The 24889-nt window shown below is 66.5% G+C and carries 29 protein-coding genes; 20 read left to right on the top strand and 9 right to left on the bottom strand.

What is annotated here, in order from left to right:
• Window positions 1-22 precede the first annotated feature (22 nt).
• The gene (locus WDM86_19120) at window positions 23-436 is read right to left on the bottom strand and encodes a hypothetical protein (protein ID MEI9992136.1); all 414 of its coding nucleotides are present in this window, start codon (window positions 434-436) and stop codon (window positions 23-25) included.
• A gap of 122 nt (window positions 437-558) precedes the next feature.
• Between WDM86_19120 and eno the strand changes: the two genes are divergently transcribed.
• From eno to lpdA, 9 genes are all read left to right on the top strand, one after another.
• Window positions 559-1839 carry a phosphopyruvate hydratase gene (eno, locus tag WDM86_19115; GenBank protein MEI9992135.1) on the top strand — a complete coding sequence of 427 codons (1281 nt, stop codon included), beginning with the start codon at window positions 559-561 and terminating at the stop codon, window positions 1837-1839.
• Between the two features lie 63 nt (window positions 1840-1902).
• Window positions 1903-2766 carry a cupin domain-containing protein gene (locus WDM86_19110; protein ID MEI9992134.1) on the top strand — a complete coding sequence of 288 codons (864 nt, stop codon included), beginning with the start codon at window positions 1903-1905 and terminating at the stop codon, window positions 2764-2766.
• 69 nt (window positions 2767-2835) lie between these two features.
• Window positions 2836-3153, top strand: coding sequence for a septum formation initiator family protein (locus tag WDM86_19105; GenBank protein MEI9992133.1), 318 nt, complete (start codon window positions 2836-2838; stop codon window positions 3151-3153).
• Window positions 3154-3235: 82 nt separating this feature from the next.
• On the top strand, window positions 3236-4246 hold the full coding sequence (gene pdhA, locus WDM86_19100) for a pyruvate dehydrogenase (acetyl-transferring) E1 component subunit alpha (GenBank protein ID MEI9992132.1): 1011 nt from the start codon (window positions 3236-3238) through the stop codon (window positions 4244-4246).
• The gene (locus WDM86_19095; protein ID MEI9992131.1) at window positions 4243-5619 is read left to right on the top strand and encodes a pyruvate dehydrogenase complex E1 component subunit beta; all 1377 of its coding nucleotides are present in this window, start codon (window positions 4243-4245) and stop codon (window positions 5617-5619) included. Before pdhA ends, WDM86_19095 begins: the two co-directional genes overlap by 4 nt.
• A 178-nt stretch (window positions 5620-5797) precedes the next feature.
• On the top strand, window positions 5798-6202 hold the full coding sequence (locus WDM86_19090) for a GFA family protein (GenBank protein MEI9992130.1): 405 nt from the start codon (window positions 5798-5800) through the stop codon (window positions 6200-6202).
• Between the two features lie 17 nt (window positions 6203-6219).
• Entirely contained in the window at window positions 6220-7599 is a 1380-nt protein-coding gene (locus WDM86_19085; protein ID MEI9992129.1) for a pyruvate dehydrogenase complex dihydrolipoamide acetyltransferase, read from the top strand.
• A 7-nt stretch (window positions 7600-7606) separates the two neighbouring features.
• Complete coding sequence (locus tag WDM86_19080; protein ID MEI9992128.1) at window positions 7607-8752, top strand: DUF3667 domain-containing protein; 1146 nt, start codon at window positions 7607-7609, stop codon at window positions 8750-8752.
• Window positions 8745-10142, top strand: a complete 1398-nt coding sequence (gene lpdA / locus WDM86_19075) for a dihydrolipoyl dehydrogenase (GenBank protein ID MEI9992127.1) — start codon at window positions 8745-8747, stop codon at window positions 10140-10142. Before WDM86_19080 ends, lpdA begins: the two co-directional genes overlap by 8 nt.
• A gap of 124 nt (window positions 10143-10266) precedes the next feature.
• Here lpdA and WDM86_19070 read toward each other — a convergent pair whose 3' ends face one another.
• Window positions 10267-10839, bottom strand: coding sequence for an SCO family protein (locus tag WDM86_19070; protein ID MEI9992126.1), 573 nt, complete (start codon window positions 10837-10839; stop codon window positions 10267-10269).
• A 93-nt stretch (window positions 10840-10932) separates the two neighbouring features.
• On the opposite strand from WDM86_19070, the gene WDM86_19065 reads away from it, so the two are divergent.
• From WDM86_19065 to WDM86_19050, 4 genes are all read left to right on the top strand, one after another.
• Complete coding sequence (locus tag WDM86_19065) at window positions 10933-11853, top strand: cytochrome c oxidase assembly protein (protein ID MEI9992125.1); 921 nt, start codon at window positions 10933-10935, stop codon at window positions 11851-11853.
• On the top strand, window positions 11843-12271 hold the full coding sequence (locus WDM86_19060; GenBank protein ID MEI9992124.1) for a copper chaperone PCu(A)C: 429 nt from the start codon (window positions 11843-11845) through the stop codon (window positions 12269-12271). Before WDM86_19065 ends, WDM86_19060 begins: the two co-directional genes overlap by 11 nt.
• An 80-nt stretch (window positions 12272-12351) precedes the next feature.
• Window positions 12352-12567 (top strand): AbrB/MazE/SpoVT family DNA-binding domain-containing protein, encoded by a 216-nt coding sequence (locus tag WDM86_19055; GenBank protein MEI9992123.1) that lies wholly within the window; start codon window positions 12352-12354, stop codon window positions 12565-12567.
• Window positions 12564-12959, top strand: a complete 396-nt coding sequence (locus WDM86_19050) for a type II toxin-antitoxin system VapC family toxin (GenBank protein ID MEI9992122.1) — start codon at window positions 12564-12566, stop codon at window positions 12957-12959. Before WDM86_19055 ends, WDM86_19050 begins: the two co-directional genes overlap by 4 nt.
• Here the strand turns inward: WDM86_19050 and ggt are convergent.
• Window positions 12956-14692 (bottom strand): gamma-glutamyltransferase, encoded by a 1737-nt coding sequence (ggt, locus tag WDM86_19045; GenBank protein MEI9992121.1) that lies wholly within the window; start codon window positions 14690-14692, stop codon window positions 12956-12958. The two genes, WDM86_19050 and ggt, sit on opposite strands and share 4 nt — an antisense overlap.
• Before the next feature lie 436 nt (window positions 14693-15128).
• On the opposite strand from ggt, the gene WDM86_19040 reads away from it, so the two are divergent.
• The 7 genes from WDM86_19040 to WDM86_19010 all read left to right on the top strand — a co-directional run bounded on the left by WDM86_19040 (window position 15129) and on the right by WDM86_19010 (window position 21362).
• On the top strand, window positions 15129-15686 hold the full coding sequence (locus WDM86_19040) for a CDP-alcohol phosphatidyltransferase family protein (GenBank protein ID MEI9992120.1): 558 nt from the start codon (window positions 15129-15131) through the stop codon (window positions 15684-15686).
• Window positions 15683-16777: a glycine oxidase ThiO gene (thiO, locus tag WDM86_19035; protein MEI9992119.1), complete on the top strand. Its 1095-nt coding sequence runs from the start codon at window positions 15683-15685 to the stop codon at window positions 16775-16777. The genes WDM86_19040 and thiO overlap by 4 nt, the downstream gene beginning before the upstream one ends.
• 19 nt (window positions 16778-16796) lie before the next feature.
• Entirely contained in the window at window positions 16797-17783 is a 987-nt protein-coding gene (locus WDM86_19030) for a sodium:calcium antiporter (GenBank protein ID MEI9992118.1), read from the top strand.
• Between the two features lie 148 nt (window positions 17784-17931).
• The gene (locus tag WDM86_19025; protein MEI9992117.1) at window positions 17932-18339 is read left to right on the top strand and encodes an HIT domain-containing protein; all 408 of its coding nucleotides are present in this window, start codon (window positions 17932-17934) and stop codon (window positions 18337-18339) included.
• Between the two features lie 49 nt (window positions 18340-18388).
• A complete protein-coding gene (locus WDM86_19020) occupies window positions 18389-19234 on the top strand; it encodes a hypothetical protein (GenBank protein MEI9992116.1) in 846 nt (281 codons plus the stop codon).
• A 182-nt stretch (window positions 19235-19416) separates the two neighbouring features.
• Window positions 19417-20544, top strand: a complete 1128-nt coding sequence (locus WDM86_19015) for an MFS transporter (GenBank protein ID MEI9992115.1) — start codon at window positions 19417-19419, stop codon at window positions 20542-20544.
• Between the two features lie 29 nt (window positions 20545-20573).
• Entirely contained in the window at window positions 20574-21362 is a 789-nt protein-coding gene (locus tag WDM86_19010; protein ID MEI9992114.1) for a hypothetical protein, read from the top strand.
• A gap of 33 nt (window positions 21363-21395) precedes the next feature.
• Here the strand turns inward: WDM86_19010 and WDM86_19005 are convergent, their stop codons facing one another.
• From WDM86_19005 to WDM86_18980, 6 genes are all read right to left on the bottom strand, one after another.
• The gene (locus tag WDM86_19005) at window positions 21396-21875 is read right to left on the bottom strand and encodes an Hpt domain-containing protein (GenBank protein MEI9992113.1); all 480 of its coding nucleotides are present in this window, start codon (window positions 21873-21875) and stop codon (window positions 21396-21398) included.
• A 17-nt stretch (window positions 21876-21892) separates the two neighbouring features.
• Window positions 21893-22405 (bottom strand): response regulator, encoded by a 513-nt coding sequence (locus tag WDM86_19000; GenBank protein MEI9992112.1) that lies wholly within the window; start codon window positions 22403-22405, stop codon window positions 21893-21895.
• 83 nt (window positions 22406-22488) lie between these two features.
• Window positions 22489-23250 (bottom strand): NAD kinase, encoded by a 762-nt coding sequence (locus tag WDM86_18995; protein MEI9992111.1) that lies wholly within the window; start codon window positions 23248-23250, stop codon window positions 22489-22491.
• A gap of 4 nt (window positions 23251-23254) precedes the next feature.
• Entirely contained in the window at window positions 23255-24244 is a 990-nt protein-coding gene (gene moaA / locus WDM86_18990; GenBank protein ID MEI9992110.1) for a GTP 3',8-cyclase MoaA, read from the bottom strand.
• Window positions 24245-24279: 35 nt separating this feature from the next.
• Entirely contained in the window at window positions 24280-24594 is a 315-nt protein-coding gene (locus tag WDM86_18985) for a type II toxin-antitoxin system RelE/ParE family toxin (GenBank protein MEI9992109.1), read from the bottom strand.
• A gap of 8 nt (window positions 24595-24602) precedes the next feature.
• The gene (locus WDM86_18980; GenBank protein ID MEI9992108.1) at window positions 24603-24839 is read right to left on the bottom strand and encodes a hypothetical protein; all 237 of its coding nucleotides are present in this window, start codon (window positions 24837-24839) and stop codon (window positions 24603-24605) included.
• Between the last annotated feature and the right edge of the window lie 50 nt (window positions 24840-24889).

The raw sequence follows: 24889 nt of genomic DNA, 5'->3' as shown, positions 1-24889 counted from the left end.
TACAGGATTCGCGCCGGCCTCGTTACTGGCCCTGGCCGGATGTTCCGCCGCCCATGCCGCCCATGCGGGCGGCCATGAAGGCGTCGACCTTGGCCTTGATGTCGGCCTGCTGGGCCGGCGTCAGCGCCGCCCAGCGCTTGTCGAGATCGGCCTTCGTCTTGGCGCGGTCGTCGTCGGACATGGCCATGAACCGCTCGCGCTGCTGCTGGCGATAGGCGTGCTTCTGGTCGTCGGTCATGCCGGCCGTCGCCTTGGCGCCGTCGGCGAACAGCATCATGCGTTCCTCCGGCGTGAACATGCCGTGCATCATGCCGCCATGGCCGCTCATCATCATGCCGCCGCCGGCCGGCGGGGTGGCCGACGGATCGGCGAGGGCGGCGGTCGAGCCGAGCAGGGCGGCGGCAAAGGCAAGCGTGGTAAATCGGGAAACTGACATGGAGGAACTCCGTTGGGGGGCGGCGCTTCAACGCGCCGGACGGCGCTCTCCGTCGCACGCTTGCTGGCGCGCGGTCCATCCCTTAAACGGACCGGACTTCGGTTTTCCAGGACGGGGCAAACATGACAGCGATCATCGACATCACCGGCCGCGAGATTCTCGACAGCCGCGGCAATCCGACCGTGGAGGTCGATGTCAGGCTGGAAGACGGCTCTTTCGGCCGCGCCGCGGTGCCGTCCGGCGCCTCGACCGGCGCGCATGAAGCGGTGGAACTTCGCGACGGCGGCAAGCGCTATGGCGGCAAGGGCGTCGAAAAAGCGGTTGCCGCGGTGAACGGTGAAATTTTCGACACACTCTGCGGCATGGAGGCCGAGGACCAGGTCCGCCTCGACAAGCTGATGTGTACGCTGGATGGAACGCCGAACAAGGCGCGGCTCGGCGCCAATGCGATACTCGGCGTCTCGCTCGCGGTCGCCAAGGCCGCGGCCGAGGCCGCGAACCTGCCGCTCTACCGCTATGTCGGCGGCGCCAAGGCGCAGGTGCTGCCGGTGCCGATGATGAACATCGTCAATGGCGGCGTCCACGCCGACAATCCGATCGACTTCCAGGAATTCATGATCATGCCGGTCGGCGCGCCGAGCTTCCGCGAGGCGCTGCGCATGGGCGCGGAAGTCTTCCACACGCTGAAGAAGGCGCTGCACGACGCCGGCCACAACACCAATGTCGGCGACGAGGGCGGCTTCGCGCCCAACCTCAAGAGCGCCGACGAAGCGCTCAGCTTCATCATGAAATCCATCGAGAAGGCCGGCTATCGCCCCGGCGAGGACATCTACCTCGCGCTCGATCCCGCCTCGACGGAATTCTTCAAGGACGGAAAGTACGTGCTGGAAGGCGAGGGCAAGACGCTCACGCCCGACCAGATGGTCAAGGTCTATGCCGATCTCAGCGCCCGCTATCCCATCGTCTCCATTGAAGACGGCATGGCGGAAGACGATTGGGACGGCTGGGCCGGCATCACCCAGGCGATCGGCAACAAGGTCCAGCTCGTCGGCGACGATCTCTTCGTCACCAACACCAAACGCCTGGTCGAGGGCATCAAGAAGGGCGTCGCCAACGCGATCCTGATCAAGGTCAACCAGATCGGCTCGCTGACCGAAACGCTCGACGCGGTGGAGACCGCGCAGCGCGCCGCCTATCGCGCCGTGATGTCCCACCGCTCCGGCGAGACCGAGGATTCCACCATCGCCGACCTCGCCGTGGCGACGAATTGCGGGCAGATCAAGACCGGCTCGCTGGCGCGTTCGGACCGCCTGGCGAAATACAATCAGCTCCTGCGCATCGAGGAACTGCTCGGCGACCAGGCCGTCTATGCCGGCCGCAGCGTGCTGAAGACGCCGGTCTGACCGCCGCGTGAAATGCCCCTTGCCGCGTGCTAGGCTGCGCCTGGCGGCGGCCGAGTGGCGACCATGATGTCCTCCCTGCAGGAACTGTTCGCGCCGCTCGGGGAGACGGAGTTCCGCGATTTCCTGCGCACGCGCACGCTGTCCTTGCAGCGCGGCACCGACAAGGCGCGGTTCGACGGTCTGCTTGACTGGCCCGCGCTGCTCGACCTCGTCGCAAGCGGTGCCTTGGCACCCGATAGCCTGCGCGTGACGCTGAAGGAGCGCACGGTGGCGCCGGCCTTCTACGCCAAGGATGGCAAGGTCGACGCCGCCAATCTCGCCAAGCTGCTGGACAGCGGCGCCAGCCTGATCGCATCGCGGCTCGACCTGCAGGTGCCGGCGCTCGGCGTCCTGTGCGCGGACATCGCGCGGCGGATCGCGGAGGAAGTCTACGCCGGCGCCATCGCGACGACCGGCACGGGCGGCGCCTTCGCGCTGCACTACGATCCGCAGGATCTCCTCATCCTCCAGGTGGCAGGCAGCAAGCGCTGGCGGATCCATGGCCCGCCGGTGGACTTTCCGGTCGGCGGCATGCCCGAGCAGTCGCCGCCCGCGGGCGCGCCGCTGTTCGACGAGACCCTCGCGCCCGGCGATCTTCTGTTCCTGCCGGCGGGCTATTGGCACCATTGCGAGAACGGGCCGGGCCGCTCGCTCCATATCGGCATCTTCATCGAGCCGCCCAAGGGATGCCACGCCGTCAAGGCGCTCCTGCCGCGCCTGCTCGCCGAAGAAATTTTTCGCGTCCCGCTGACGCGCTTCGCCAATGATGCCGAGCGCGCCGCGCACGAAGCGGCGATGAAGGCGCGGCTGGTCGAGATGATCGACGCGATGTCGCCGGCCGACCTGCCGCGCGAAACCGGGATGGACGGGCCGCGGACCGAATCTTAACGCCCGCGATTGCGCCTTTAACGAAAAACTCCTTGACCCGGCGAATCGGTCCGTGATTCGGTCATACCCATGCGAATCAAGCGCAGCGTCACACGCGCCTTCACCCTGTCCATCCTGCCGGCGGTCAGCTGCGCCGTGGTCGCCTATTTCGGCTACTACGCGGTCTGGGGCGAGCGCGGCATGCTGGCGCTGTCCGACGTGCAGGCCCGGCTCGGCGTCCAGCAGCAACTTCTCTCCCGGGCGCGGGGCGACCGCCTTCGCCTGGAGCATCGCATCGCCCTGATGCGGCCCGGCGCCGCCGACCCCGACCTGGTCGAGGAACTGGCACGCGGACAGCTCATGTTCGGCGCCCCCAACCAGGTTGCGGTCCCGCGCTCGGCGCACTAAGCGCCTGACAAACCGTCACCGCTTGCAATGCGGGGCCGCGCTTGCCAAAACCCATGGGAAACGCCATGCCCCCGCGAGCAGCATGAATCCGCCCAAAATGGCCGCCGAGACCGCTGTCCCGGACGCCGGTCCGGGTTCGAATTCGGCGTCCCTGAAGCAGTTCTACCGCGACATGCTGCTGATCCGGCGGTTCGAGGAGAAGGCCGGCCAGCTCTACGGCATGGGCCTGATCGGCGGCTTCTGCCACCTCTATATCGGCCAGGAAGCGGTCGTGGTCGGCGTCCAGGCGGCGCAGAAGACGGGCGACCAGGTCATCACCGCCTATCGCGACCACGGCCACATGCTGGCCTGCGGCATGGACCCCAGGCACGTCATGGCCGAGCTGACCGGCCGCTCGACCGGCTATTCCAAAGGCAAGGGCGGCTCGATGCACATGTTCTCCGCCGAGAAGAATTTCTTCGGCGGCCACGGCATCGTCGGCGCCCAGGTCCCGCTCGGCACCGGCCTCGCCTTCGCCAACAAGTACCGCAACAACGGCCAGGTCACCGTGACCTATTTCGGCGACGGCGCCGCCAACCAGGGCCAGGTCTACGAATCCTTCAACATGGCCGAGCTGTGGAAGCTGCCCGTCGTCTATGTGATCGAGAACAACCAGTACGCCATGGGCACCAGCGTCGAGCGCTCCAGCGCCGAGACGCATTTCTTCAAGCGCGGCGCCTCGTTCAACATCGAAGGCCGCCAGGTCGACGGCATGGACGTCACGGCGGTGAACGCCGCCGCGGCCGATGCGATCGACTGGTGCCGCTCGGGCAAGGGCCCAATCATCCTGGAGATGAAGACCTACCGCTATCGCGGCCATTCGATGTCCGATCCCGCCAAATACCGTACCCGCGAGGAAGTCACCGAGGTGCGCGAGAAGCGCGATCCGATCGACCATCTCGGCCAGAGGCTGATCGCCGACAAGCTCGCCACCGAGGACGATCTGAAGGCGATCGACAAGGACATCCGCGGGATCGTGAACACCGCCGCCGAATACGCCACCGAAAGCCCCGAGCCCGATCCGTCCGAGCTCTACACGGACGTGCTGGCATGAGCGTTCAAATCCTGATGCCCGCCCTTTCTCCGACCATGGAAGAGGGCAAACTCGCCAAATGGCTCGTCAAGGCGGGCGACACGGTCAAGTCCGGCGACATCCTGGCCGAGATCGAGACCGACAAGGCGACGATGGAGTTCGAGGCCGTCGATGAAGGCAAGATCGGCGAACTCCTCGTCCCCGAAGGCACCGAAGGCGTGAAGGTCAATGCGCCCATCGCCACGCTGCTCGGCGACAACGAGGAAAAATCCGCACCCGCCGCCACCGCGGCGCCCGCCGCGCCGTCCGCGTCCAAGCGCGAGGCCGAAAAGGTGGTGAACGCCACGCCCGCCGCGCCCAAGGTCGAGGCGCCCGCCGCGCTCTCCGATCCCGAAATTCCCGAAGGCACCGAGATGGTGACCATGACGGTGCGCGAGGCCCTGCGCGACGCCATGGCCGAAGAGATGCGCCGCGACGACAGCGTCTTCCTGATGGGCGAGGAGGTCGCGCAATATCAGGGCGCCTACAAGGTCAGCCAGGGCCTCCTGGAGGAATTCGGCGCCCGCCGCGTCATCGACACCCCGATCACCGAGCACGGCTTCACCGGCCTCGGCGTCGGCGCCGCCTTCGCGGGGCTGCGTCCCATCGTCGAGTTCATGACCTGGAATTTCGCCATGCAGGCGATCGACCAGATCGTCAATTCCTCGGCCAAGACGCACTACATGTCCGGCGGCCAGATGCACGCCCCTATTGTATTCCGAGGCCCGAACGGTCCCGCCGCCCGCGTCGGCGCCCAGCACAGCCAGGATTATTCCTCCTGGTACGCCCACGTCCCCGGCATCAAGGTCGTCGCGCCTTACTTCGCCGCCGACGCCAAGGGCCTGCTCAAGGCCGCGATCCGCGATCCCAATCCGGTGATCTTCCTGGAGAACGAGATCGTCTATGGCCGCTCCTTCCCGGTGCCCAAGCTCGACGATTTCGTGCTGCCGATCGGCAAGGCCCGCGTGATCAAGCAGGGCAAGGACGTGACGCTGGTGGCACATTCGATCTGCGTCGGCCTGATCCTGGAGGCCGCCGAGAAGCTCGCCGCCGAGGGCATCGATGCGGAACTGATCGACCTGCGCACCCTGCGCCCACTCGACACCGCGACGGTGATCGAATCCGTCAAGAAGACCAACCGCGTCGTGACGGTGGAGCAGGGCTGGCCGATCTGCTCCATCGGCTCGGAGATCGCGAGCGCGGTGGCGCTGGAAGCGTTCGACTGGCTGGACGCGCCGCCGACCAAGATCACGGGCAAGGACGTGCCGATGCCCTACGCCGCCAATCTCGAAAAGCTCGCTTTGCCGCATGTCGAGGACGTGATCGCGGCCGCGAAAGCGGTTTGCTATCGATGAATGCCGCGCTTGCCTTCCCTCCGTCATGGGCGGGCTTGCCCCGCTTATCCATCGCGCCCGCGTCGGCGGGCGCCGAGATTTATTTTCACGCGGAGCCGCGGAGCGCGCGGAGAAGCACAATGAACTCCGCGTGCTCCGCGGCTCCGCGTGAATCCTCGTCACGTGCGGGCAGGTTCTGATGGCGACCGCCCAGAAGAAGAGTTGGCACAAGGGCGGCTGCCATTGCGGCGGCATCGCCTTCGAGGTGCGCACGCCGTCGGAGGTTGAACTCGTCGACTGCAATTGCTCGATGTGTTCGAAGACCGGCTATCTGCACCTGATCGTCGCGAAGAAGGATTTCAGGCTCACGCGCGGCGAAAGCCTTCTGACGACCTACACCTTCAACACCGGCGCGGCGCGGCACCTGTTCTGTTCGGTCTGCGGCATCAAGTCGTTCTACGTCCCGCGCAGCCATCCCAACGACTACAGCGTGAACTTCCGCTGCCTCGATGCCGAAGAATTCACCTCCATCATGACCACCGAGTTCGACGGCTCGCATTGGGAACTGAACGCCGGCGAACTCGCGCGGCTGGAGAGCAACTAGTGGCGACCCAAATCCTCATGCCCGCCCTTTCTCCCACGATGGAAGAAGGAAAGTTGGCCAAATGGCTCGTCAAGGAAGGCGACACCGTCAAGTCCGGCGACATCCTGGCCGAGATCGAGACCGACAAGGCGACGATGGAATTCGAAGCCGTCGATGAAGGCCGCATCGGCAAGCTGCTCGTGCCCGAGGGCACCGAAGGCGTGAAGGTCAACGCGCCTATCGCAACCTTGCTCGGCGATGGCGAGAAGGCCGATGCCAAGGTCGATATCGCGAGCGCGATGCAGTCGATCAAGGCCGCCGTCACCGAAGCGGCGCCGAAAGCCGAAGCGAAGCCACCCGCGCCGAAAGTCTCCCTCGCCCCTGTCGGGAGAGAGGGCCGGGGTGAGGGGGGCTCCGCACCCGCACAGAAGCCCGTCGCGCCTGTACCGGCGGCGCAACCGGTGCCGAAGCCGGACGAGGGTGCCCGCCTGTTCGCCTCGCCGCTCGCCCGCAAGATCGCCGGGCAAAAGGGCGTGGACCTCGCCGCGATCCATGGTTCGGGTCCGCGCGGCCGCATCGTGAAATCCGACGTCGAAGCGGCGCAGCCCGGCGCCAAGCCGGCCGCGGCCCCCGCCGCGAAAGCTCCCGCCGCCGCACCGCCGGCCGCCGCGCAGCCGATCTCCGGCATCGCACCGCTCCCCGATGCGCGCGCCTATTTCAAGCCGGACGACTACGTCGAAATCCCCCACGACGCGATGCGCAAGACCATCGCGCGCCGCCTCGCTTCGGCGAAGACTCTCATCCCGCACTACTATCTGACCATCGACACCCGCATCGACAATCTGATGGCGATGCGCGCGCGCCTCAACGAGACGTCTCCAAAAGAGAACGGCTTCAAGCTTTCGGTGAACGACTTCATCGTGAAGGCCTGCGCGCTGGCCCTGATGCGCGTGCCGGAAGTCAACGCCAGTTGGACCGACACCGCGATCCTGCGCCACAAGCACGCCGATGTCGGCGTCGCGGTGGCGCTCGATTTCGGCCTCATCACGCCCATCGTCTTCCGCGCCGAGGAAAAGGGCCTCGCCGTCATCTCCAACGAGGTGAAATCGCTGGCCGAGCGCGCCCGGACCAAAAAGCTCAAGCCGTCCGAGTTCGAAGGCGGCGGCTTCGCGATCTCCAATCTCGGAATGTTCGGGATCAAGGACTTCACCGCCGTCATCAACCCGCCGCATGCCGCGATTCTGGCGGTCGGCGCCGGCGAGAAGCGCGCGGTCGTCGCCGGCGACAAGATCGAGATCGCCACCGTCATGAGCGTCACGATGTCCTGCGACCACCGGGTGATCGACGGCGCCACCGGCGCGCGCTTCCTGGCGGCTTTCAAGCAATTCATCGAAGAACCGGCCTCGATGCTGCTATAATCCGGCCATGACTGGGGACGTCGAAGCCATCCTCGAGACCGGTGCCGCGGCGGCCATCGAAGCCGCGGCGTCCGCCTTGGCCGCGCGCGGCGCCAAGACCCGGCAATGCGTCAATTGCGAGAGTCCCCTGATCGGGCCGTATTGCGCGGTCTGCGGCCAGGCCGCCGTTACCGGCCGCCGTTCGGTGATGGGTCTGCTCTACGCCTTCGTCAAGGACGTGGTGAACTTCGACAACCGCATCCTGCGCACCGCGCGCGCGCTCCTGTTCCAGCCGGGCGAATTGCCCGCCGCCTTCCGCCGCGGCCAGACCCAGCCCTATGTGCCCGCGATCCGGCTCTATCTCTTCGTCACGCTGGTGTTCTTCGTCCTGCTCAGCGTCGCCCATATCGGCCTGCTGCAGCTCGAGGTCGTCGCCAAGCCGGCCAAGGTCGAATGGGTCAACGGCAAGCCCTTCATCGTCAATCCGGCCTATCAGGTCAGCATCGGCGAGGATGCCGACGTCAAGAAGGTCGAGACGCCGCTGCTCCCCATCACCAAGGAGCGGGCGCTGCGCCCGGGCGGCGTCTACGAGTATTCGGGCTCGGCGCATTTCTTCGAGCCGATCGGCCGCTACCACTCCACTCTGTCGGCGGCCGTGCGCAAGCAACTGCAGGACGCGCCTTTCATCGATGTCGACGATAAGGACAGGAAGGAGGTCAGCTGGTTCCAGACAAGGGTGCACGGCATTCTCGAGCGCATCGCCGCCGATCCCGCGGCGCTGAACGGTCCGCTCACCGACTGGATCCCGCGCGCGCTCTTCCTGCTCCTGCCGCTTTATGCCCTGTTGCTGGCGCTGTTCTACATCCGCCGGCGCAAGGACTACTTCCTCGTCGATCACCTGGTGTTCTCGTTCAGCATCCACACTTTCGTATTCGTCGCCGTCATGGTCGCCATAGGACTGACGCAGATCCTGTCGGGCGATATCGTGGCGTGGCTGTTTTTCGCCGTGGTTTCCCTCTACATCTTTCTCGCCATGAAGCGGTTCTATGCCCAGGGCTGGTTCAAGACGGCGCTCAAATTCCTCGCCATATCCGCCGTCTATTGCGTGTTCTTCCTTCTGCCCGCGCTTCTTGGCGTGCTGGCGCTGAGCGCTTTCGGAGATTCCCTTGGCTGAGACCTTCGACGTCATCGTGATGGGCAGCGGGCCGGGTGGCTATGTCTGCGCCATCCGCGCCGCGCAACTGGGCCTCAAGGTCGCCATCGTCGAGCGCGACAAGCTCGGCGGCATCTGCCTCAACTGGGGCTGCATCCCGACCAAGGCGCTGCTGCGCTCGTCTGAGATCTGGCACCTGATGCACCGCCTGAACGAGTTCGGCTTCTCGGCCGACAATCTGAAGTTCGACATCGCCAAGATCGTGGAGCGCTCGCGCAAGGTGGCGCAGCAATTGTCCAACGGCGTCGCCTTCCTGATGAAGAAGAACAAGATCACCGTGATCGCCGGCGAGGCCAAGCTCGCGGGCAAGAACAAGCTGACCGTGACGAAGGACGGCAAGACCGCCGACTACGAAGCGAAGAACATCGTGCTCGCCACCGGCGCGCGCGCCCGCACCTTCCCGGGCATGGAGCCCGACGGAAAACTCATCTGGACTTATCGTGAGGCGATGGTGCCGCCGAGCTTCCCCAAATCGCTGCTGATCGTGGGCTCCGGCGCCATCGGCATCGAATTCGCCAGCTTCTACCGCACCCTCGGCGCCGAGGTGACGGTCGTCGAAGTGCTCGACCGCGTGCTGCCGGTGGAGGACGAGGAAATCTCGGCGTTCGCCGCCAAGGCCTTCACCAAACAGGGCATGAAGCTGAAGCTCGGCACCACGGTCGAGAAGCTGGAGAAGGGCGCGGACAGCGTCACCGCCACGCTGAAGGCGAAAGACGGCAAGACCGAGACGATCGCCGCCGAGCGCGTCATCCTCGCCGTCGGCATCGTCGGCAATGTCGAGAATATCGGCCTGGAAGCGGCCGGCGTGAAGGTCGAGAAAACCCATGTGGTGATCGATCAATGGGGCGCGACCGGCGTTGCGGGCCTGTGGGCGATCGGCGATCTGGTCGGGCCGCCCTGGCTGGCGCACAAGGCGATGCACGAAGGCGTCATCGTCGCCGAGCGCATCGCCGGCGTGACGGGCGTCCATCCGCTCAACACCGCCAACGTGCCCGGCTGCACCTATTGCTGGCCGCAGGTCGCCAGCGTCGGCCTGACGGAGGCGAAGGCCAAGGCGACGGGCCGCAAGATCAAGGTCGGCCGCTTTCCCTTCATCGGCAACGGCAAGGCCATCGCGCTGGGCGACTCCGAGGGCTTCATCAAGACGGTGTTCGACGCCGACACCGGCGAGATGCTCGGCGCGCACATGATCGGCGCGGAAGTGACCGAGCTGATCAACAGCTACACGGTGGCCAAGACCGGCGAACTGACCGACGCCGAGTTGGAAGACACGATCTTCCCGCACCCGACGCTGTCCGAGATGCTGCACGAAGCGGTGCTGGATGCCGACAAGATGGCGCTGCACATCTAACCTCTCCCGCTTGCGGGAGAGGTCGGCGAGCGAAGCGAGCCGGGTGAGGGAACGGGGCGCGTGCGGCCCCTCACCCGAACGTCGCTGCGCGCCGTTCGACCTCTCCCGCAAGCGGGAGAGGTAGTCACTCCATCAACTTCCCCACATCCGCCGCCACATCCTCCGCCTTGCTCACATCCATCGACACCAGCCGCGCGCGGCCGGTCTTGTCGAAGAAGAACACCGCGTTGGAATGCATCACCTGATAGGGCGGCCCCGGCGTCACGCTGAACGCCACGCGATAGCGCCGCGCCAGCGTCGTCAGTTCGTCCGGCGTCCCGCGCAGGCCGTCGACCTGCGGCGCGAACGAGCGGACATATCCCTTCAGCGTCGAAAGCGTGTCGCGGTTCGGATCGACGGTGACGAACAGCACGCGCACATCGCCGGCGCGGGCCCCGAGCTTGGCAAGCATTTCCGAAAGGTTCGCCAGCGTTGTCGGGCAGATGTCCGGGCATTGCGTATAGCCGAAATAGAGGATCGCGACCTTGCCGCGATAATCGGCGGCGTGGACCTCGCGCCCGTCATTGGCGCGCGTCAGCGCGAAGTCGAGCGCGGGCAGGGCGCCCGTCACGTCGGTGCCGTGCCAGGCCGCGTCCTGCCGTCCGCAGGCGGCCAGAAGCGCCAGCATGAACGCGGCGGCAAGGTGGGCGATCTTCATGTCCGCGAGATAGCACGGCGCGGCCGGGAAGGAACCGCCGCTGTGACCAAACGCCTCGCAAGCCGGCCCGCGCCGGACTTATAAGACGGCCCGATGTCCGCGCCGGCCCTTCCTCGCACCCATTCCGACTGGCCCCTCTACGGCGCCGTGCTGGTCGTGGGCGCCGCGCTCGACGTGCTGTGCCGTTTCTTCCCCGCGCAGTTGCCGCTCTGGCTGCCATGGGAGTTCTCCTGGCCGGTCTATCTCGCGACGGTTCTGACCCTGGTCTGGTTCTGGCGCGGCTGGAGCCGCGTCGCGCCGGCCGAGCGTCCCGCGCTCTGGCGCGCCGCCAGCTTCGTCGCCGGCGTCCTGTCCTTCTACATCGTGCTGCAGACCCATATCGACTACTGGGCGCAGCACATGTTCTTCGTGCACCGCGCGGCGCATTTCGTGCTGCATCACGCCGGCGCCTTCCTGATCGCGCTGGGCGCCGCCGGCCCCGTGTTGCGCGCCGGCATGCCGCGAGCGCTGCTTGCGATCCTCGACTCCGCGCCCGTGCGCAGTACGACGAACATCCTCCAGCATCCCGCCGTCGCGCCTTTCCTGTTCGTCGGGCTTCTCTATTTCTGGCTCCTGCCGGCGATCCACACCCGCGTGATGCTGGACGCGAATCTCTACGCGCTCATGAACTGGACGATGGCGATCAACGGCGTGATGTTCTGGTCGCTGGTGCTCGATCCCCGCCCCAAGCCGCCGGCGCGGCTCAGCCACCTCATGCGCGGCGCGATGATCCTGATCATCGAACTGCCGCAGATGGTGCTGGGCGCGATCCTGTCGCTGTCGACCAGCGACTACTATCCTGTCTACGAGATCTGCGGCCGCATCCTGCCGATGACGGCGCTGAACGACCAGCACTATGGCGGCCTCATCATCTGGCTGCCCGGTACGCTGACCAGCTTCGCGGCGATGATCGTCGTCTTGGTCACCATGCGTTTGAACGAAGAGGAGGCCGAACGTGCGCAACATGTTGCTTAGAGTTGCCGCTGCCGCGATGGTTCTGGCCGCGCCGGCCGCCGCCGCCGATCTGACGGTCAGCCACGCAACGCTGCGGGTGATTTCGCTTTCCGTTCCCGCCGCCGGCTATTTCGATCTCGCCAACGCGTCCGCCACGCCCGTGACGCTCACCGGCGCGCAATCCACCGCCTGCGGCATGCTGATGCTGCACAAGAGCTCCACCCAAGGCGGCATGGCCAGCATGGACGACGTCGCCACGCTCGTGGTGCCGGCGCATGGCAAGATCAGTTTCGCGCCCGGCGGCTATCACCTGATGTGCATGGATCCGGCAGCGTCCCTGACGAAGGCCCGCGCCGCGGCCGTCACGCTCGAATTCCAGAATGCTCCCGCGCTCGCCGCGAGCTTCGCAGTCACCGACGCGCGGGGCCGTCCGCATTGAACCTGGCTTGACGGTAAGGCAGGAGTGCCTTACTTTTGATTATGGCAACTGCGACTCTCAAAGTAACCGCGAAAGGGCAAGTGACTCTGCGCAAAGAGGTGCTCCGCGATCTCGGCGTCGCGCCGGGCGACGACATTCTTTTGGAAAAGCTGCCGGACGGCAGCTACCTCATGCGGCCGAGGCCGAAAGGCAAGATTTCAGATGTTTTCGGCATGCTTAAGAGACCGGGCCAGAGGCCGGTAACGATCGAGGAAATGAACGAGGCCATTGCCGAAGGCTGGGCCGGCAAGCGTTGAAGGTATCGGTCGACACGAACGTTCTCGCACGCGCCATCACCGAGGACGAACCGCGACAAAGCAAGGTAGCCCAAGATCTCCTCCGCAGCGCCGAATTGGTTGCGATCGGAACATACGCGCTCTGCGAGTTGGTTTGGGTGCTGACCAAAGTTTACCGATTCCGTCAGTCGGAAATCGCCAATGCGATCGAGAAACTGACGAATGGCGACAATGTGGCGGTTGATCGAAGAGCGGTCAGGCTTGGGCTTCACGCCCTGTCCAATGGCGGAGACTTTGCCGATGGCGCTATCGCTCTTGAAGGCAGAACGCTTGGCGGCGAGACGTTTGTTTCGTTCGACAAGCGGGCCGTAGCAATGCTCAAAGCGGCGGGTGAGGACGCCGAACTCCTTTAATACCCGATCGCCTGTCCGTCCTTGCGCATCTCGCTGCCGCCCCAATAGACGTGGTTCTTCGCGTCGAACAGGATCGCCTGATAGCCGCCGAACGCGCCCGTGCCGGGCTTGATCGTATAGCCGCGCGCCGCCAGCTCCGCCTTCACCGCTGGATCGAAGCCGCTCTCCAGCTCCACGACATTGCCGCTCGGCTTCTCGCCCGTCACTTCGCTGCCGCCGGTGTGGTACCAGCGCGCCGCGTCGCCCGCCTCCTGCACGTTCATGCCGAAATCGATGATGTCGGTCAGCACCTGGACATGGCCTTGCGGCTGCATGTCGCCGCCCATCAGGCCGAACGCCAGGAACGGCGCGCCGTCCTTCGTCACGAAGCCGGGGATGATGGTCTGGAACGGCCGCTTGCCCGGCGCATAGACGTTCGCCGCCTTGGGATCGAGCGAGAACAGCTCGCCGCGGTCGTGGAACACGAAGCCCATATGGTCGGCCACCAGCCCCGATCCCATGCCGCGATAGTTCGACTGGATGAGCGAGACCATCATCCCGTCCTTGTCGGCGGTGGTGAAATAGGTCGTGTCGCCCTGTTCCAGGCGCGGATCGCCTGGCCCGACATTCGTGCTCGCGCGCGCGATGTCGATCAGTTTGCGCCGCGCATCGGCATAGCGGTCCGACAGCAATTCCTTCATCGGCACATGGGCGAAGGCCGGATCGGCGTACCATTTGGCCAGGTCTTCGTAAGTCAGCCGCTTGGCTTCCAGCATCGCGGTCACCGCGTCGGCCGATCCCGCGCCCATCGTCTTCAGGTCGAAGCCCTTCAATATCTGCAGCATCTGCAAGACCGCCGCGCCCTGGCTGTTGGGCGGCAGCTCGTAGACGTCATAGCCGCGATAGTTCACGCCCAGCGGCTCGACCCATTCGCCGTGGTGCGAGGCGAAATCCTCGTAGCGCAAATCGCCGCCGATGCGCTTGAAATAGGCATCGATCCGGTGCGCGATCTCGCCCTTGTAATAGGCGTCGCGCCCGCCCTTGGCGATCAGCTCCAGCGTGTGGGCGAGGTCGGGGTTGCGGAATATCTGTCCCTCGACCGGCGCCTTGCCGTCGATCAGATAGGTCGCCCGCGCATTGTCGAACTCCTCCAGCATCGGGCCGGCCTTCGCGAAGGCCTTCATGTTGCCGCGCCAATAGAGCGACACGAGCTGCGTCACCGGAAACCCGTTCTTGGCATAGGCGATGGCCGGCGCCAGATCCTCGGCCAGGCTCAGCTTGCCGAACCGCGCATGCAGCGCGCCCCAGCCGTCGACCGCGCCCGGCACGGTGACCGCCAGCGAGCCGTATTTGGGGATATGCGCGTCATAGGGCACGCCCAGCCTGGCATCGACCGCCTTGACCTTGGCGATCATCGCACCCAGATCGCGCTCCTTGGCCGCCCGGCCCGAGCCGTTATAGCCGTAGAGCTTCTTGGTCTTGGGGTCCCACACGATGGCGAACAGATCGCCGCCGATCCCGTTCGACACCGGCTCCATCAGCCCCAGCGTCGCATTGGCGGCGATGGCGGCGTCCACCGCGGTGCCGCCCTTCTTCAGGATGTCGATCGCCACCAGGCTCGCCGCCGGAATCGCCGTCGCCGCCATGCCGTGCTGGCCGAGCACCGGCGAGCGCGTCGCCCATTGCGCCCCCGAATAGCGGTCGCCGCGTCCGATCTCGCCGTACGCGGTATTCGCAACCATTCCAACTGCCATGACCGCCAACGCTCCCGCTATCCCTGTCGCGAATCTCATGGATGCGCGCGTTCCGCGGGGGAGGCATGGCGCGAACCGCCATGTTTCTCGAAACCGCGCCGGTGATAGCGTCCGCTATCGAACAGGGTCGCATCCATGCCTGCCACTCCGCATTTCGCCGCCGACTATACGATGCGAACCGCGCCGTTACAGACTTTTCGGGGTTCGCAAACCGAAAGTTCGTCGGGCACAAAATCACAATGTCATGGCCCGCGAATGCGGGCCACCCAGTTGACGCCTGCTCCGGCGGTGCATGCGTCAACTGGGTCCGCCGCATTCGCGGCGGATGACAGCGAGGAAAAAATCTCCCACCGGCCGAACGTGATCCTCCTTACGCCGTACAACCGACAATGTTTTGCGGTTTGACCCTTCGGCCCCGACCCAATAAGCCGTTGCCATGCTCGACAGCTTCCTTCGCCGCCACCTCGATGGCCCGCTTGCGCCGGTCGCGGCCTGGTTGCAGGCGCGCAAGATTCGCGGCTGGACGCTGACGGTGTCGGCCTTCCTCTGCAGCGCCGTCGCGATGCTCGACATCGGCCACCGGACCTATCTGGCGGGCCTGGTCCTCCTCGTCCTGGCCGGCGCGTTCGAACTGCTCGACGGCCCGGTCGCGCGCCGCGAGGGTGCCACGCCGTTCGGCGCCTATCTCGATCTCGTCCTCTCCGTCATCGCCGCCGCCGGCATCGCCTTCGCCTTCGCTTTGGCCGAGCCCGACCGCGCGCTGGCCGCGATGTTCCTGATGCTGGGCCTGGTGGCGCGGACCGCCACCCTGGCCGGCACATTCGCGGTAACGCCCTGGGCGCCGTCGCTCATCGGCAAGACCGAACTCTTCCTCGCCTTCGCGCTCGCCTGTCTCCTGCCGGACCGGTTCAGCATCATCGCCTATCTGGTTGGAACGCTGTGCTTTGTCGCGGCGGGGAGCCGGGTGGCAACCATCGCGGCGGGTCAGCCATGAAGATCGTCATCATCGGCGCCGGCGTCGCCGGACTGGGCATCGGCTGGCGGCTGCTGCAGGCCGGCGCGGAGGTGACCATCCTCGAACGCACCCAGCCCGCGCTCGGCGCGACCTGGGCCTCGGCCGGCATGATCGCGATCGCCGGCGAGCGTGCCGACGGCGACGATCCCGAAGCCGATTTCGCACGCCAGGCCAGTGGCTTGTGGCCAGGCTTTGCCACCGAAGTGGAGACCGCTTCCGGCCTCGAGATCGACTATCGCCGCAACGGCGCTTTGCTGGTCGCGCGCGACCAATCCGAAGCCGCCGCGCTCGCGGCGCGTCCCGGTGTCGGCTACCTGACGGCCGACGAAACGCGCGCGAAAGAGCCGATGTTGTCGCCCGACATCGCCGGCTCCGTCTGGGCGCCGGGCGAGGCCCAGGTCGATAGCCGGCTGCTCGGCCAGGCGCTGGCGCGGGCCTTCCTGCGTGCCGGCGGGACGCTCAGCGTCAACGAACCGGCCGTCCGCTTCGATGTCCGCGAGGACGAAGTCCACGCGCTCCACACCCCGTTCCACCGCTACGAGGCCGACGCCTTCGTCCTCGCCGCCGGCGTGTGGTCGGCCGGGCTCGGCGGCCTGCCGCCGGAGGCGCTGCCGCCGGTCAGGCCGGTCAAGGGCGAGATGGTCGCCGTCGCCCCGCCGCCGGGCGCGCGCCTGCCGACCCATGTCGTGCGGGGCCGCGAGGTCTATCTCGTCCCGCGCCGGGACCGCCTCCTGATCGGCGCCACCACCGCCGATGCCGGCTTCGACACCAGCGTGACCGACGAGGCCACCCTCTGGTTGTCCAGCCGCGCCATCGCCCTGATGCCCGCGCTCGCAAAGTGGCAGGTGATCGAGCGTTGGGCCGGCCTTCGGCCCGGCTCGCCGGACGGTCTGCCGATCCTCGGCCCATCGGCGCTGCGCCGGCTGTTCGTCGCAACCGGGCAGTACCGCAACGGCATCCTCTTTGCACCGGCCATCGCCCAGAACATGTCTCGTCTTGTTCTGGAACACGCGGCCGGCATTTCCGCCTTCGATCCGCGGCGCTTCCCGAAAGGACCGGGACAGGCGTGAGGTCCCGGTGAATTTTCAGATGGCGTGGTGGATTTTCGGCGCGGGCTTCGTCCTCCTGGCGCTGGGCGGCGAGGGCGTGATCCGCGGCGGCGTGATGCTGAAGCGGGCGCTGGGCATCTCGCCGGTCATCATCGGATTGTTCGTCCTGTCTCTCGGCACCTCCTCGCCGACGCTGGCCATCGCCATGCAGGGCGCGGCGTCCCGGTTCCCCGATCTCGTCCTCGGCGCCGTCATCGGCGCGACGCTGATCAACCTGCTGCTGATCCTGGGCCTGGGCGCCCTCATCCAGCCGATGCCGAGCGCGCCGAAAGTCGTCCTGCGCGACGGCGGCGCGCTTCTGATCGCCAGCGGCCTGCTTGTTCTCTTGGCGCTGCACGGCACGATCGGCCGGCGCGAGGGCGTCCTGCTGCTCGGCGGGTTCATCCTCTATGCCGTCGTCGCGGCGGTGAGCGACTGGCGCCGTTCGCCGGACCACTCGGTCGCCTGCGCCGAGGCCGAGAAGCACATGACCGGCGAGCATCCCTCGATCGGCGGCGGCCTGTTCGTCCTGATCGTGGCCGTGATCTGCCTTCTGCTCGGCGCGCATTTCCTGGTGGGCGGCACCTTGTCACTGGCGGCGCGGTGGAACCTGCCGCTGTCGACCATGGCGCTCACGCTGGTGGCCTTCGCCGCGTCGGTGCCTGTCCTGCTCGTCACCGCTTCGGCGGCGGCGCGGGGCCATACCCAGGTCGCCATCGGACATCTGATCACCGCCAGCGTGTTCAATCTCTTGGGCGTGCTCGGCATCGCCGCGCTCGTCCATCCGCTGCCTGTGTCGCCGGTCTTCGCGACGAGCGATGTTTTCGTGGTGCTGGGCGCCGCCGTGCTTCTCCTGCCGCTGCTGTCGGCAAACTGGCGCCTCTCCCGCCCCAAGGCGGCGCTGCTGCTGCTGGCCTATGTCGGTTACGTCGGCTACCTCGCCTGGCGCCAGGGCCTCGTGCCGCACGCGCTGCTGGGGATGGCGTAAGGCGTCATCAAAAATAAGGTGTCATGGCCCGCGAATGCGGGCCACCCAGGTGACGACGGCCTATACTCTCCGATCACGGGCTCTCAAAAAATCGAGAGTGGTTCAAGCTTCAACTGGATGGCCCGCAGTCGCGGGCCATGACAACCGAGTGAAGAGGATTGCGTTGTTCACCCTCCATCCCCGCCTCGCCGCCGACACCGCCTTCGTCGCCGATTGGCCGCTCTCTCGCGTCCTTCTCATGAACGATGCCCGCTATCGCTGGCTGATCCTGGTGCCGCGCCGCCCCGATGCCGTCGAGCTGTTCGATCTTGCGCCCGCCGACCGCGCCACGCTGACCGAGGAAATCTCCGCCGCCGCGCAAACCCTCAAGCGCCTGACCGGCGCCGCCAAGATCAACATCGGCGCGCTCGGCAATCTGGTGCCGCAATTGCACGTCCACATCGTCGCGCGCGGCCCCGGCGATCCGGCCTGGCCCGGCCCGGTCTGGGGCCACAGCGCCGCCGTGCCCTACGACGACGCCACCGCTTTCATCGCGCAATTCGTGAACGCGCGTTAACCGGACTGGCACGCTCGTTGCTCCTGCTAGCGCAGGAGAACCCGTTGCCATGCTGGCAGAAGCCGCAAATGCCGCGACCGACCGCACCCAGATCCTGGGAGCGCTGCAACGCGCCTCGGCCGCGACGGGCGCCGATTTCAACTATCTGCTCGACACCGCGATGCGCGAGTCGAGCCTGAAACCCTCAGCAAAGGCAAGCACTTCGTCGGCCACCGGCCTGTTCCAGTTCGTCGACCAGACCTGGCTCGGCATGGTCAAGAATTACGGCGCGAAATACGGCCTCGGCTCCTACGCCAACACGATCAGCCAGGGCACCGACGGCCGCTACCGCGTGGCCAATTCCGCCGACCGCTCGGCAATCCTTGCCCTGCGCAAGGACCCCGGGATCGCCTCGCTGATGGAAGGCGAGATGGCGCAGGCCACCCGCGCCACGCTGCAGCAGTCGCTCGGCCGCGACGTCTGCGGCGGCGAGCTCTATGCCGCGCATTTCCTCGGACCCGACGCCGCCTGCCGCCTCATCAAGATGAGCGACAGCCATCCCAGCGCCAGCGCCGCGCACGCCTTCCCGGCGGCGGCGGATGCGAACCGTCACGTCTTCTACCATTCCAACGGCACGCCCAAGACGGTGCGCGAGGTCTACAACTGGGCCGTCAAGCAGCCCGGCGCCAGCGCCGCGCTCGCGTCATCCGCGCCGTCGGCCGCGCCGGCGACCCTGGTCGACAGTGCCGGCCCCGCCGCGCCGGACCAGAGCGCATTGCTCGCGAGCATTTCCTCCTGGCGTCCGTCGCACGGCTTCTTCGCGAACGAAACCAGCGACAGCGACACCGGCGGCCCGCCCCCGGCGCCCTTCCTGATGACGCCCGGCGTGATGGACGTGCTGGCCTCGGTGAACTGAAAAAAGTTGTCATGGCCCGCGCATGCGGGCCACCCAGTTGAGTTCTGCACGGCGCCGGCAGGTTCGCGGAATCCTCTTGCCATAATTTCTCAACTCGTGTTCTCGATCACCTGGGTGGCCCGCATTCGCGGGCCATGACACCGGAATAAGTAAAAGAGTCAGCGCCGGTAGCAGGGGGCTCGATGCGCGCCGCCATTGTCTCGGTCTTTGCCGTCATCGTCTGCATCTTCTTCATCCAGACCGCGAACGGCCTGCAGACCAGCCTGCTCAGCGTGCGCGCGGGGATCGAGGCGTTTCCCGCCTGGATGATCGGCATCGTCATGGCGAGCTATTACGTCGGCTATTCCATCGCGCCGCTCACCAGCCACGCCGTCATCGGACGGGCAGGGCATGTCAACACCATGTGGGTCGGCGCCATCGGCGCGGCGGTCGCGATCGCGGCGCATGCCTTCCTCGTGACGCCGGTCGCCTGGGCGGTGCTGCGCCTCGCCTCCGGCTTCGCGTTGTCGAGCCTCTATGTCGGCGCCGAGAGCTGGATCCACGCCCGCGTCGCCAACGAGCAGCGCGGCCGCGTCTTCAGCATCTACATGGTCGTGCAGATGGTCGGATTGACGGCGGCGCAGCTCCTGCTCAGCCTGGGCGATCCGAGCAGCGCCTGGCCGTTCCTGCTCGCCGCCGTCCTCTTCCTCGCCGGCGCCATTCCTGTCGTCGTCGCGCGTCACACCGCGCCCAGGGGCGCGCCGCCCGAGCCGCTGCATATCGGAAATCTTTTCCGCCTTTCGCCGCTCGGCGCGACGGTCACCGTCATCGCCGGCGTGAGCTGGTCCATCGTCTTCACCTTCGGTCCGGTCTATGCGCAGAAAAGCGGCTTCGACCTCAAGCAGGTCAGCCTGTTCATGGCGGCCGCGATGATCGGCGGCGCGCTCGTGCAATTTCCGATGGGCTGGCTGTCGGACGCGATGGGCCGGCGCCCCACCATCGCGCTGATGTCGGCCGGCGGCATCGCCGTCGCGCTGTTCGGCCTGTGGGCCGACGGCGCGAGCGATCTGGCGCGCTACGCCGCCTCGCTGCTCACCGGCGGCATCATCTTTCCGATGTATGCGATCTCCGCCGCGCACACCAACGACGCGGTCGCGCCGCAGAATCGCGTTGCCGCGGCGGCAGGACTGATCCTTCTGTTCGGCATGGGTTCGATCTTCGGACCGCTATTGAGCGGCGGCGCCGTAACGGCACTCGGCACCGGCGGCTATTACGCCGTGCTCGCCATCGCCTCGGCGTTCAGCTTGGCGGCCGCCGCGATCGCTCGCTAGACTTGGCGTCAAACAAGAAGCGAGGAATCATGTCCCACAAACCCGCCGTCCTTCCCGTGCCGGCCGCCACGATCCTTCTGCTGCGCGACGGCGCGGCCGGCCTCGAAGTGTTCATGGTCAAGCGCCATCACCAGATCGATTTTTCCGCCGGCGCGCTCGTCTTTCCCGGCGGCAAGCTCGAAACGGGCGATGGCGACGCGGCGCTCGACGCGCATGTCGATTGCGCGAGCGACTGGACGGCGCCGATGCGCGCGCTCGGCGTGGGCGCGATCCGCGAAGCCTTCGAGGAATCCGGCATCCTGCTCGCCCGCGACGCGCGCACCGGCGATCTGGTCTCCGCCCAGCGGCTGGACGCGCTGCGGCCCTATCGCCATCTGCTCGAGAAGCGCGAAGCGGTGCTGGCAAAGGTGCTGGAGAAGGAAAAGATGCGCCTCGCGCTCGATCTTCTGGTTCCCTTCGCGCATTGGATCACGCCGACCAACATGCCCAAGCGCTTCGACACGCATTTCTTCCTCGCCTCCTCGCCGGTCGGGCATATCGGCAGCCACGACGGCCGCGAGTCCGTGGACTCGATCTGGATCACGCCCGGCGAGGCGGTCAGCGACCGCAAGAAGTGGAACGTGATCTTCCCGACCAAGCTCAACCTGATGAAGCTGGACAAGGCGAAGACGGTCGCCGCCGCCATCGCCGCGGCGCGGGCGGACACGGTGCTTGCCGTGACGCCCTGGGTGGAGAACGGCCCCGAAGGCCAGATCCTCAAAATCCGCGACGACGCGGGTTACACGCAGACCTCGGCGAACATGAGAGACGCGATGTAGGATTTGTCCTCTCCCGCTTGTGGGAGAGGTTGTTTAAGCAATCGCCTCGCTCACGCGCGCGTCGAGCTCGTCTGCCAGCGCCAGCGCCGTCTTGTCGGTCGCCGTCTTGATCTTGTCGCGGAAGATCACGCGGATCGCCGCGACATGGGCGTCGATCAGGCCGAGCGGCAGGTCGGTCGCCGGCTTGGTCGAATCGATCAGCCGCGTCAGCGAGCCGGCGACGCGCGCGATCATCGGAAACTCGAACGTCTCGGCCTGGCCCTTGAGGTCGTGCGCCGCGCGGAACAGGCCCGCGCGCGCCGCGGCGCCGGGGGCGCTGGCATAGCGGTCGCGGCTTTCGCCGAGCTTGACCACGTCGCTCGACAGCCAGTCGTTGAACTCGACGCGCAGGGTCTCCATCGCGGCCTCGGCGCGCTTGACCGCCGCCATGTCGATGCCGCCGATGGCGCTGCCGACCTTGGCCTTCAGGATGTTCGGCGGCATGAAGATTTCGATGGGGAGCTCGCGTGCCATGATCCTAAAACCCTTCGCTAGTCGGCATCGGCGGTTTCGTAAGCCGAGGCCCGGCGTTCCGGCCCGCGATATTCCTCCTTGCCGCGCCGGCGGCGGCAGGGACCGAAATAGGCCTTGGTGCGGACATAAGGCCTCGGATGCTCGATCACCGCGACCAGGCGCGACATCACGGCCTTCACAGAAACCGGCTTGGCCAGGAATTCGTTGGCGCCGGCGTCGCGCGCCTGGCGCACATGGTCGAGCTGGGTATAGCCGGTCAGCATGATGATCGGCACGAAGGGGTTGGGCGTCTGGCTGGAGGTGCGCACCATCTTGACGACCTCGATGCCCGTCATCTCCGGCATCGTCCAGTCCATGAAGACCACGTCGGGATTGCATTCGCGCAGCAATTTCCAGGCGCTCTCGCCGTCCGTCGCCTCGAAAACCTGCAGGACGCCGAAGGCCTGCAGGATCGTGACCACGAGCTTGCGCATATGCTGGCTGTCGTCGACAACCAGGACCTTCAATCTGTCGAATCGATAGCCGCTCATTCCCGCACACCGGTTCTCGGGCGCACGCCCCTTGGGGCGCAAACTAGGACAGCCGCATTAACGTCTTGTGAAACAGGGCGCGGTTAATCGACGAACTGTTCGGCAAGGATTCGTTCATCCAGGCTGTGGCCGGCGTCGAACAGCATGGTCACGCCGACCGAGCGGTCCTCCGCCACGTCCACGACGCTCACGTCCCGGGCTTCCAGGTCGTCCGCCACGGCGCTGACCGGCCGTTTGGGGGCTTCGAGGATCTCGAAGCGGACACGGGCCCGGTGCGGCAAAAGGGCGCCACGCCAGCGCCGCGGGCGGAAGGCGCTGATCGGGGTCAGCGTCAGGAGGTCGGCGTCGATCGGCAGGATCGGCCCATGCGCCGAAAGATTATAAGCGGTGCTGCCCGCCGGGGTGGACACCAGGATGCCGTCGCAGATCAATTCCTCGATCCGCACCTTGTCGTCGACCAGGATGCGCAGCTTGGCGGCCTGCCGCGTCTGGCGCAGCAGCGACACCTCGTTGAAGGCGAGCGCCTCGATCGTTCCGCTTGGCGCCGTCGCGCGCATGCGCAAGGGGTGGAGCAGGGCGGACTCCGCCGCCGCCAGCCGCGTCTCCAACTCGTCCTCGCGGTACTCGTTCATCAGGAACCCGACCGAGCCGAGGTTCATCCCATAGATCGGCTTCTTGGCGGGCATGAAATTGTGCAGCGTCTGCAGCATGAACCCGTCGCCGCCCAGCGCGACCACGATGTCCGCCTTCTCCGCGCCCACATCGGTGTAGCGCCCGCGCAGGATTTCCAGCGCCGCCTGCGCGTCCGGCGCCGTGGCGGCGACGAAGTGGAGGGAAGGGGCCATGTCTTCAGCCGCCGGTGGTCGACATGTGACGGGCAAGCGCCGGTTCCGTATGGCGCCGGTCGATGACGAAGTCGTGGCCCCTGGGCTTGCGCCCGATCGCTTCGTCGATCGCCGCGTCGAGCAGCGCGTCGTCCGGCGATGCCCGCAACGCCTTGCGCAAATCGGCATTGTCGTCCTGGCCCAGGCACATATAGAGCCGCCCGGTGCAGGTCAGCCGCACGCGATTGCAGCTCTCGCAGAAATTATGCGTCAGCGGGGTGATGAAGCCGAGCCGCCCGCCGGTCTCGATCACCCGCGCATAGCGCGCCGGCCCGCCGGTGCGGTAGTCGGTCTCGGCGAATGTCAGGTTCTTGGCGAGCCTTGCCCGCACCAGCGACAGCGGCAGGTACTGGCCGACGCGGTCGCCGTCGATCTCGCCCAGCGGCATGGTTTCGATGAGCGTCAGGTCGAAGCCGCGGCCATGCGCCCAGCGCACCATGTCCTCGATCTCGTCCTCGTTGACGCCCTTCAGCGCGACGGTGTTGATCTTGACCTTGAGGCCCGCCGCGTCCGCCGCGTCGATGCCCTCCAGCACCGGCCCCAGATGCCCCCAGCGCGTGACGGCGCGGAACTTGTCCGGATCGCGCGTGTCGAGCGAGACATTGACCCGCCTCACGCCCGCCGCCTTCAGCTCGCGGGCATACCGCGCAAGCTGGCTGCCATTGGTCGTCAGCGTGATCTCTTTGAGGTTCGACTTGCCGATCTCGCGCCCCAGCCGCTCGAACAGGCGCATGACGTCGCGCCGGACCAGCGGCTCGCCGCCGGTGATCCGCAGCCGCTGCACGCCCTTGCGCACGAAGGCGAGCGCCAGCCGCTCGATCTCCTCCAGGCTCAGCACCTCGGCCTTGGGCAGGAACGTCATGTGCTCCGACATGCAATAGACGCAGCGGAAATCGCAGCGGTCCGTCACCGAGATGCGCAGGTAGGAAATGGTGCGGCCGAACGGATCGATCATCGAGCTAGTGTAGCACGCGGCCGGTGGCGCGAAAGTCAGGGGTTCTTCACAAAAACGGTCGGCAGATCGCGCCGCCCGTCGAGGATGCGCATCACGCGGATTCCGTCGCCTTCGGGCAGTATCCTGTAGAAGATCATCCATGGCCTTACGGAGAAGGAAAGAACGCCGGGTTCCAAATAAGGCTTCGGCCTTCCCATTCTCGGCATTGCGGCCAGATTTGCGACGGTCCGAAGGATACGGCTGACGACGAATCTCGCGCGGCCCGCGCCATCGCGGTCTGCGATATAGCGGTCGAGTCCGCGAAGGTCAGCGTCCGCGTCCTCTGAAAGAATGAACCTCGGCGACGCCACTTCGGATGTCAGCCCTTGCGGGCTCGTCTGTCGGATTCGAGATGCGCAAGGACTTCTTCGAGCGTGTAGTAGTGGCCCCGCGCGTACTCCGCGTCGGCCTTTCGAAAGCTCGCATTGAGCGCGTCCTTGTTGCGCTCGATCCAGGCATCCAGCTCCGCCTCTTCCTGTTCGGTCGGCGGGCGCGGGATGTCGTCGTCGTCCTCGGCGGGAAGGTCGGAGTCCGGCTTGGCTGATTTGATCGTCATCGCGCGCCACAATACCACGCCGGCCGCCGGCGGGAAACGGCCGATGTAAC

Origin of the sequence: Rhizomicrobium sp., from assembly GCA_037200045.1 — a bacterium.
In the GTDB taxonomy this organism is placed as follows: Bacteria; Pseudomonadota; Alphaproteobacteria; order Micropepsales; family Micropepsaceae; genus Rhizomicrobium.
This window is presented reverse-complemented; position numbering and strand designations above follow the sequence as displayed.

Bases quoted from the DNA above. Each gene is read 5' to 3' on its own strand.
- WDM86_19120 (MEI9992136.1), bottom strand. From the start codon at position 436: ATGTCAGTTTCCCGATTTACCACGCTTGCCTTTGCCGCCGCCCTGCTC.
- eno (MEI9992135.1), top strand. From the start codon at position 559: ATGACAGCGATCATCGACATCACCGGCCGCGAGATTCTCGACAGCCGC.
- WDM86_19110 (MEI9992134.1), top strand. From the start codon at position 1,903: ATGATGTCCTCCCTGCAGGAACTGTTCGCGCCGCTCGGGGAGACGGAG.
- WDM86_19105 (MEI9992133.1), top strand. From the start codon at position 2,836: ATGCGAATCAAGCGCAGCGTCACACGCGCCTTCACCCTGTCCATCCTG.
- pdhA (MEI9992132.1), top strand. From the start codon at position 3,236: ATGAATCCGCCCAAAATGGCCGCCGAGACCGCTGTCCCGGACGCCGGT.
- WDM86_19095 (MEI9992131.1), top strand. From the start codon at position 4,243: ATGAGCGTTCAAATCCTGATGCCCGCCCTTTCTCCGACCATGGAAGAG.
- WDM86_19090 (MEI9992130.1), top strand. From the start codon at position 5,798: ATGGCGACCGCCCAGAAGAAGAGTTGGCACAAGGGCGGCTGCCATTGC.
- WDM86_19085 (MEI9992129.1), top strand. From the start codon at position 6,220: ATGCCCGCCCTTTCTCCCACGATGGAAGAAGGAAAGTTGGCCAAATGG.
- WDM86_19080 (MEI9992128.1), top strand. From the start codon at position 7,607: ATGACTGGGGACGTCGAAGCCATCCTCGAGACCGGTGCCGCGGCGGCC.
- WDM86_19070 (MEI9992126.1), bottom strand. From the start codon at position 10,839: ATGAAGATCGCCCACCTTGCCGCCGCGTTCATGCTGGCGCTTCTGGCC.
- WDM86_19065 (MEI9992125.1), top strand. From the start codon at position 10,933: ATGTCCGCGCCGGCCCTTCCTCGCACCCATTCCGACTGGCCCCTCTAC.
- WDM86_19060 (MEI9992124.1), top strand. From the start codon at position 11,843: ATGTTGCTTAGAGTTGCCGCTGCCGCGATGGTTCTGGCCGCGCCGGCC.
- ggt (MEI9992121.1), bottom strand. From the start codon at position 14,692: ATGGCAGTTGGAATGGTTGCGAATACCGCGTACGGCGAGATCGGACGC.
- WDM86_19040 (MEI9992120.1), top strand. From the start codon at position 15,129: ATGCTCGACAGCTTCCTTCGCCGCCACCTCGATGGCCCGCTTGCGCCG.
- thiO (MEI9992119.1), top strand. From the start codon at position 15,683: ATGAAGATCGTCATCATCGGCGCCGGCGTCGCCGGACTGGGCATCGGC.
- WDM86_19030 (MEI9992118.1), top strand. From the start codon at position 16,797: ATGGCGTGGTGGATTTTCGGCGCGGGCTTCGTCCTCCTGGCGCTGGGC.
- WDM86_19020 (MEI9992116.1), top strand. From the start codon at position 18,389: ATGCTGGCAGAAGCCGCAAATGCCGCGACCGACCGCACCCAGATCCTG.
- WDM86_19015 (MEI9992115.1), top strand. From the start codon at position 19,417: ATGCGCGCCGCCATTGTCTCGGTCTTTGCCGTCATCGTCTGCATCTTC.
- WDM86_19010 (MEI9992114.1), top strand. From the start codon at position 20,574: ATGTCCCACAAACCCGCCGTCCTTCCCGTGCCGGCCGCCACGATCCTT.
- WDM86_19005 (MEI9992113.1), bottom strand. From the start codon at position 21,875: ATGGCACGCGAGCTCCCCATCGAAATCTTCATGCCGCCGAACATCCTG.
- WDM86_19000 (MEI9992112.1), bottom strand. From the start codon at position 22,405: ATGAGCGGCTATCGATTCGACAGATTGAAGGTCCTGGTTGTCGACGAC.
- WDM86_18995 (MEI9992111.1), bottom strand. From the start codon at position 23,250: ATGGCCCCTTCCCTCCACTTCGTCGCCGCCACGGCGCCGGACGCGCAG.
- moaA (MEI9992110.1), bottom strand. From the start codon at position 24,244: ATGATCGATCCGTTCGGCCGCACCATTTCCTACCTGCGCATCTCGGTG.
- WDM86_18980 (MEI9992108.1), bottom strand. From the start codon at position 24,839: ATGACGATCAAATCAGCCAAGCCGGACTCCGACCTTCCCGCCGAGGAC.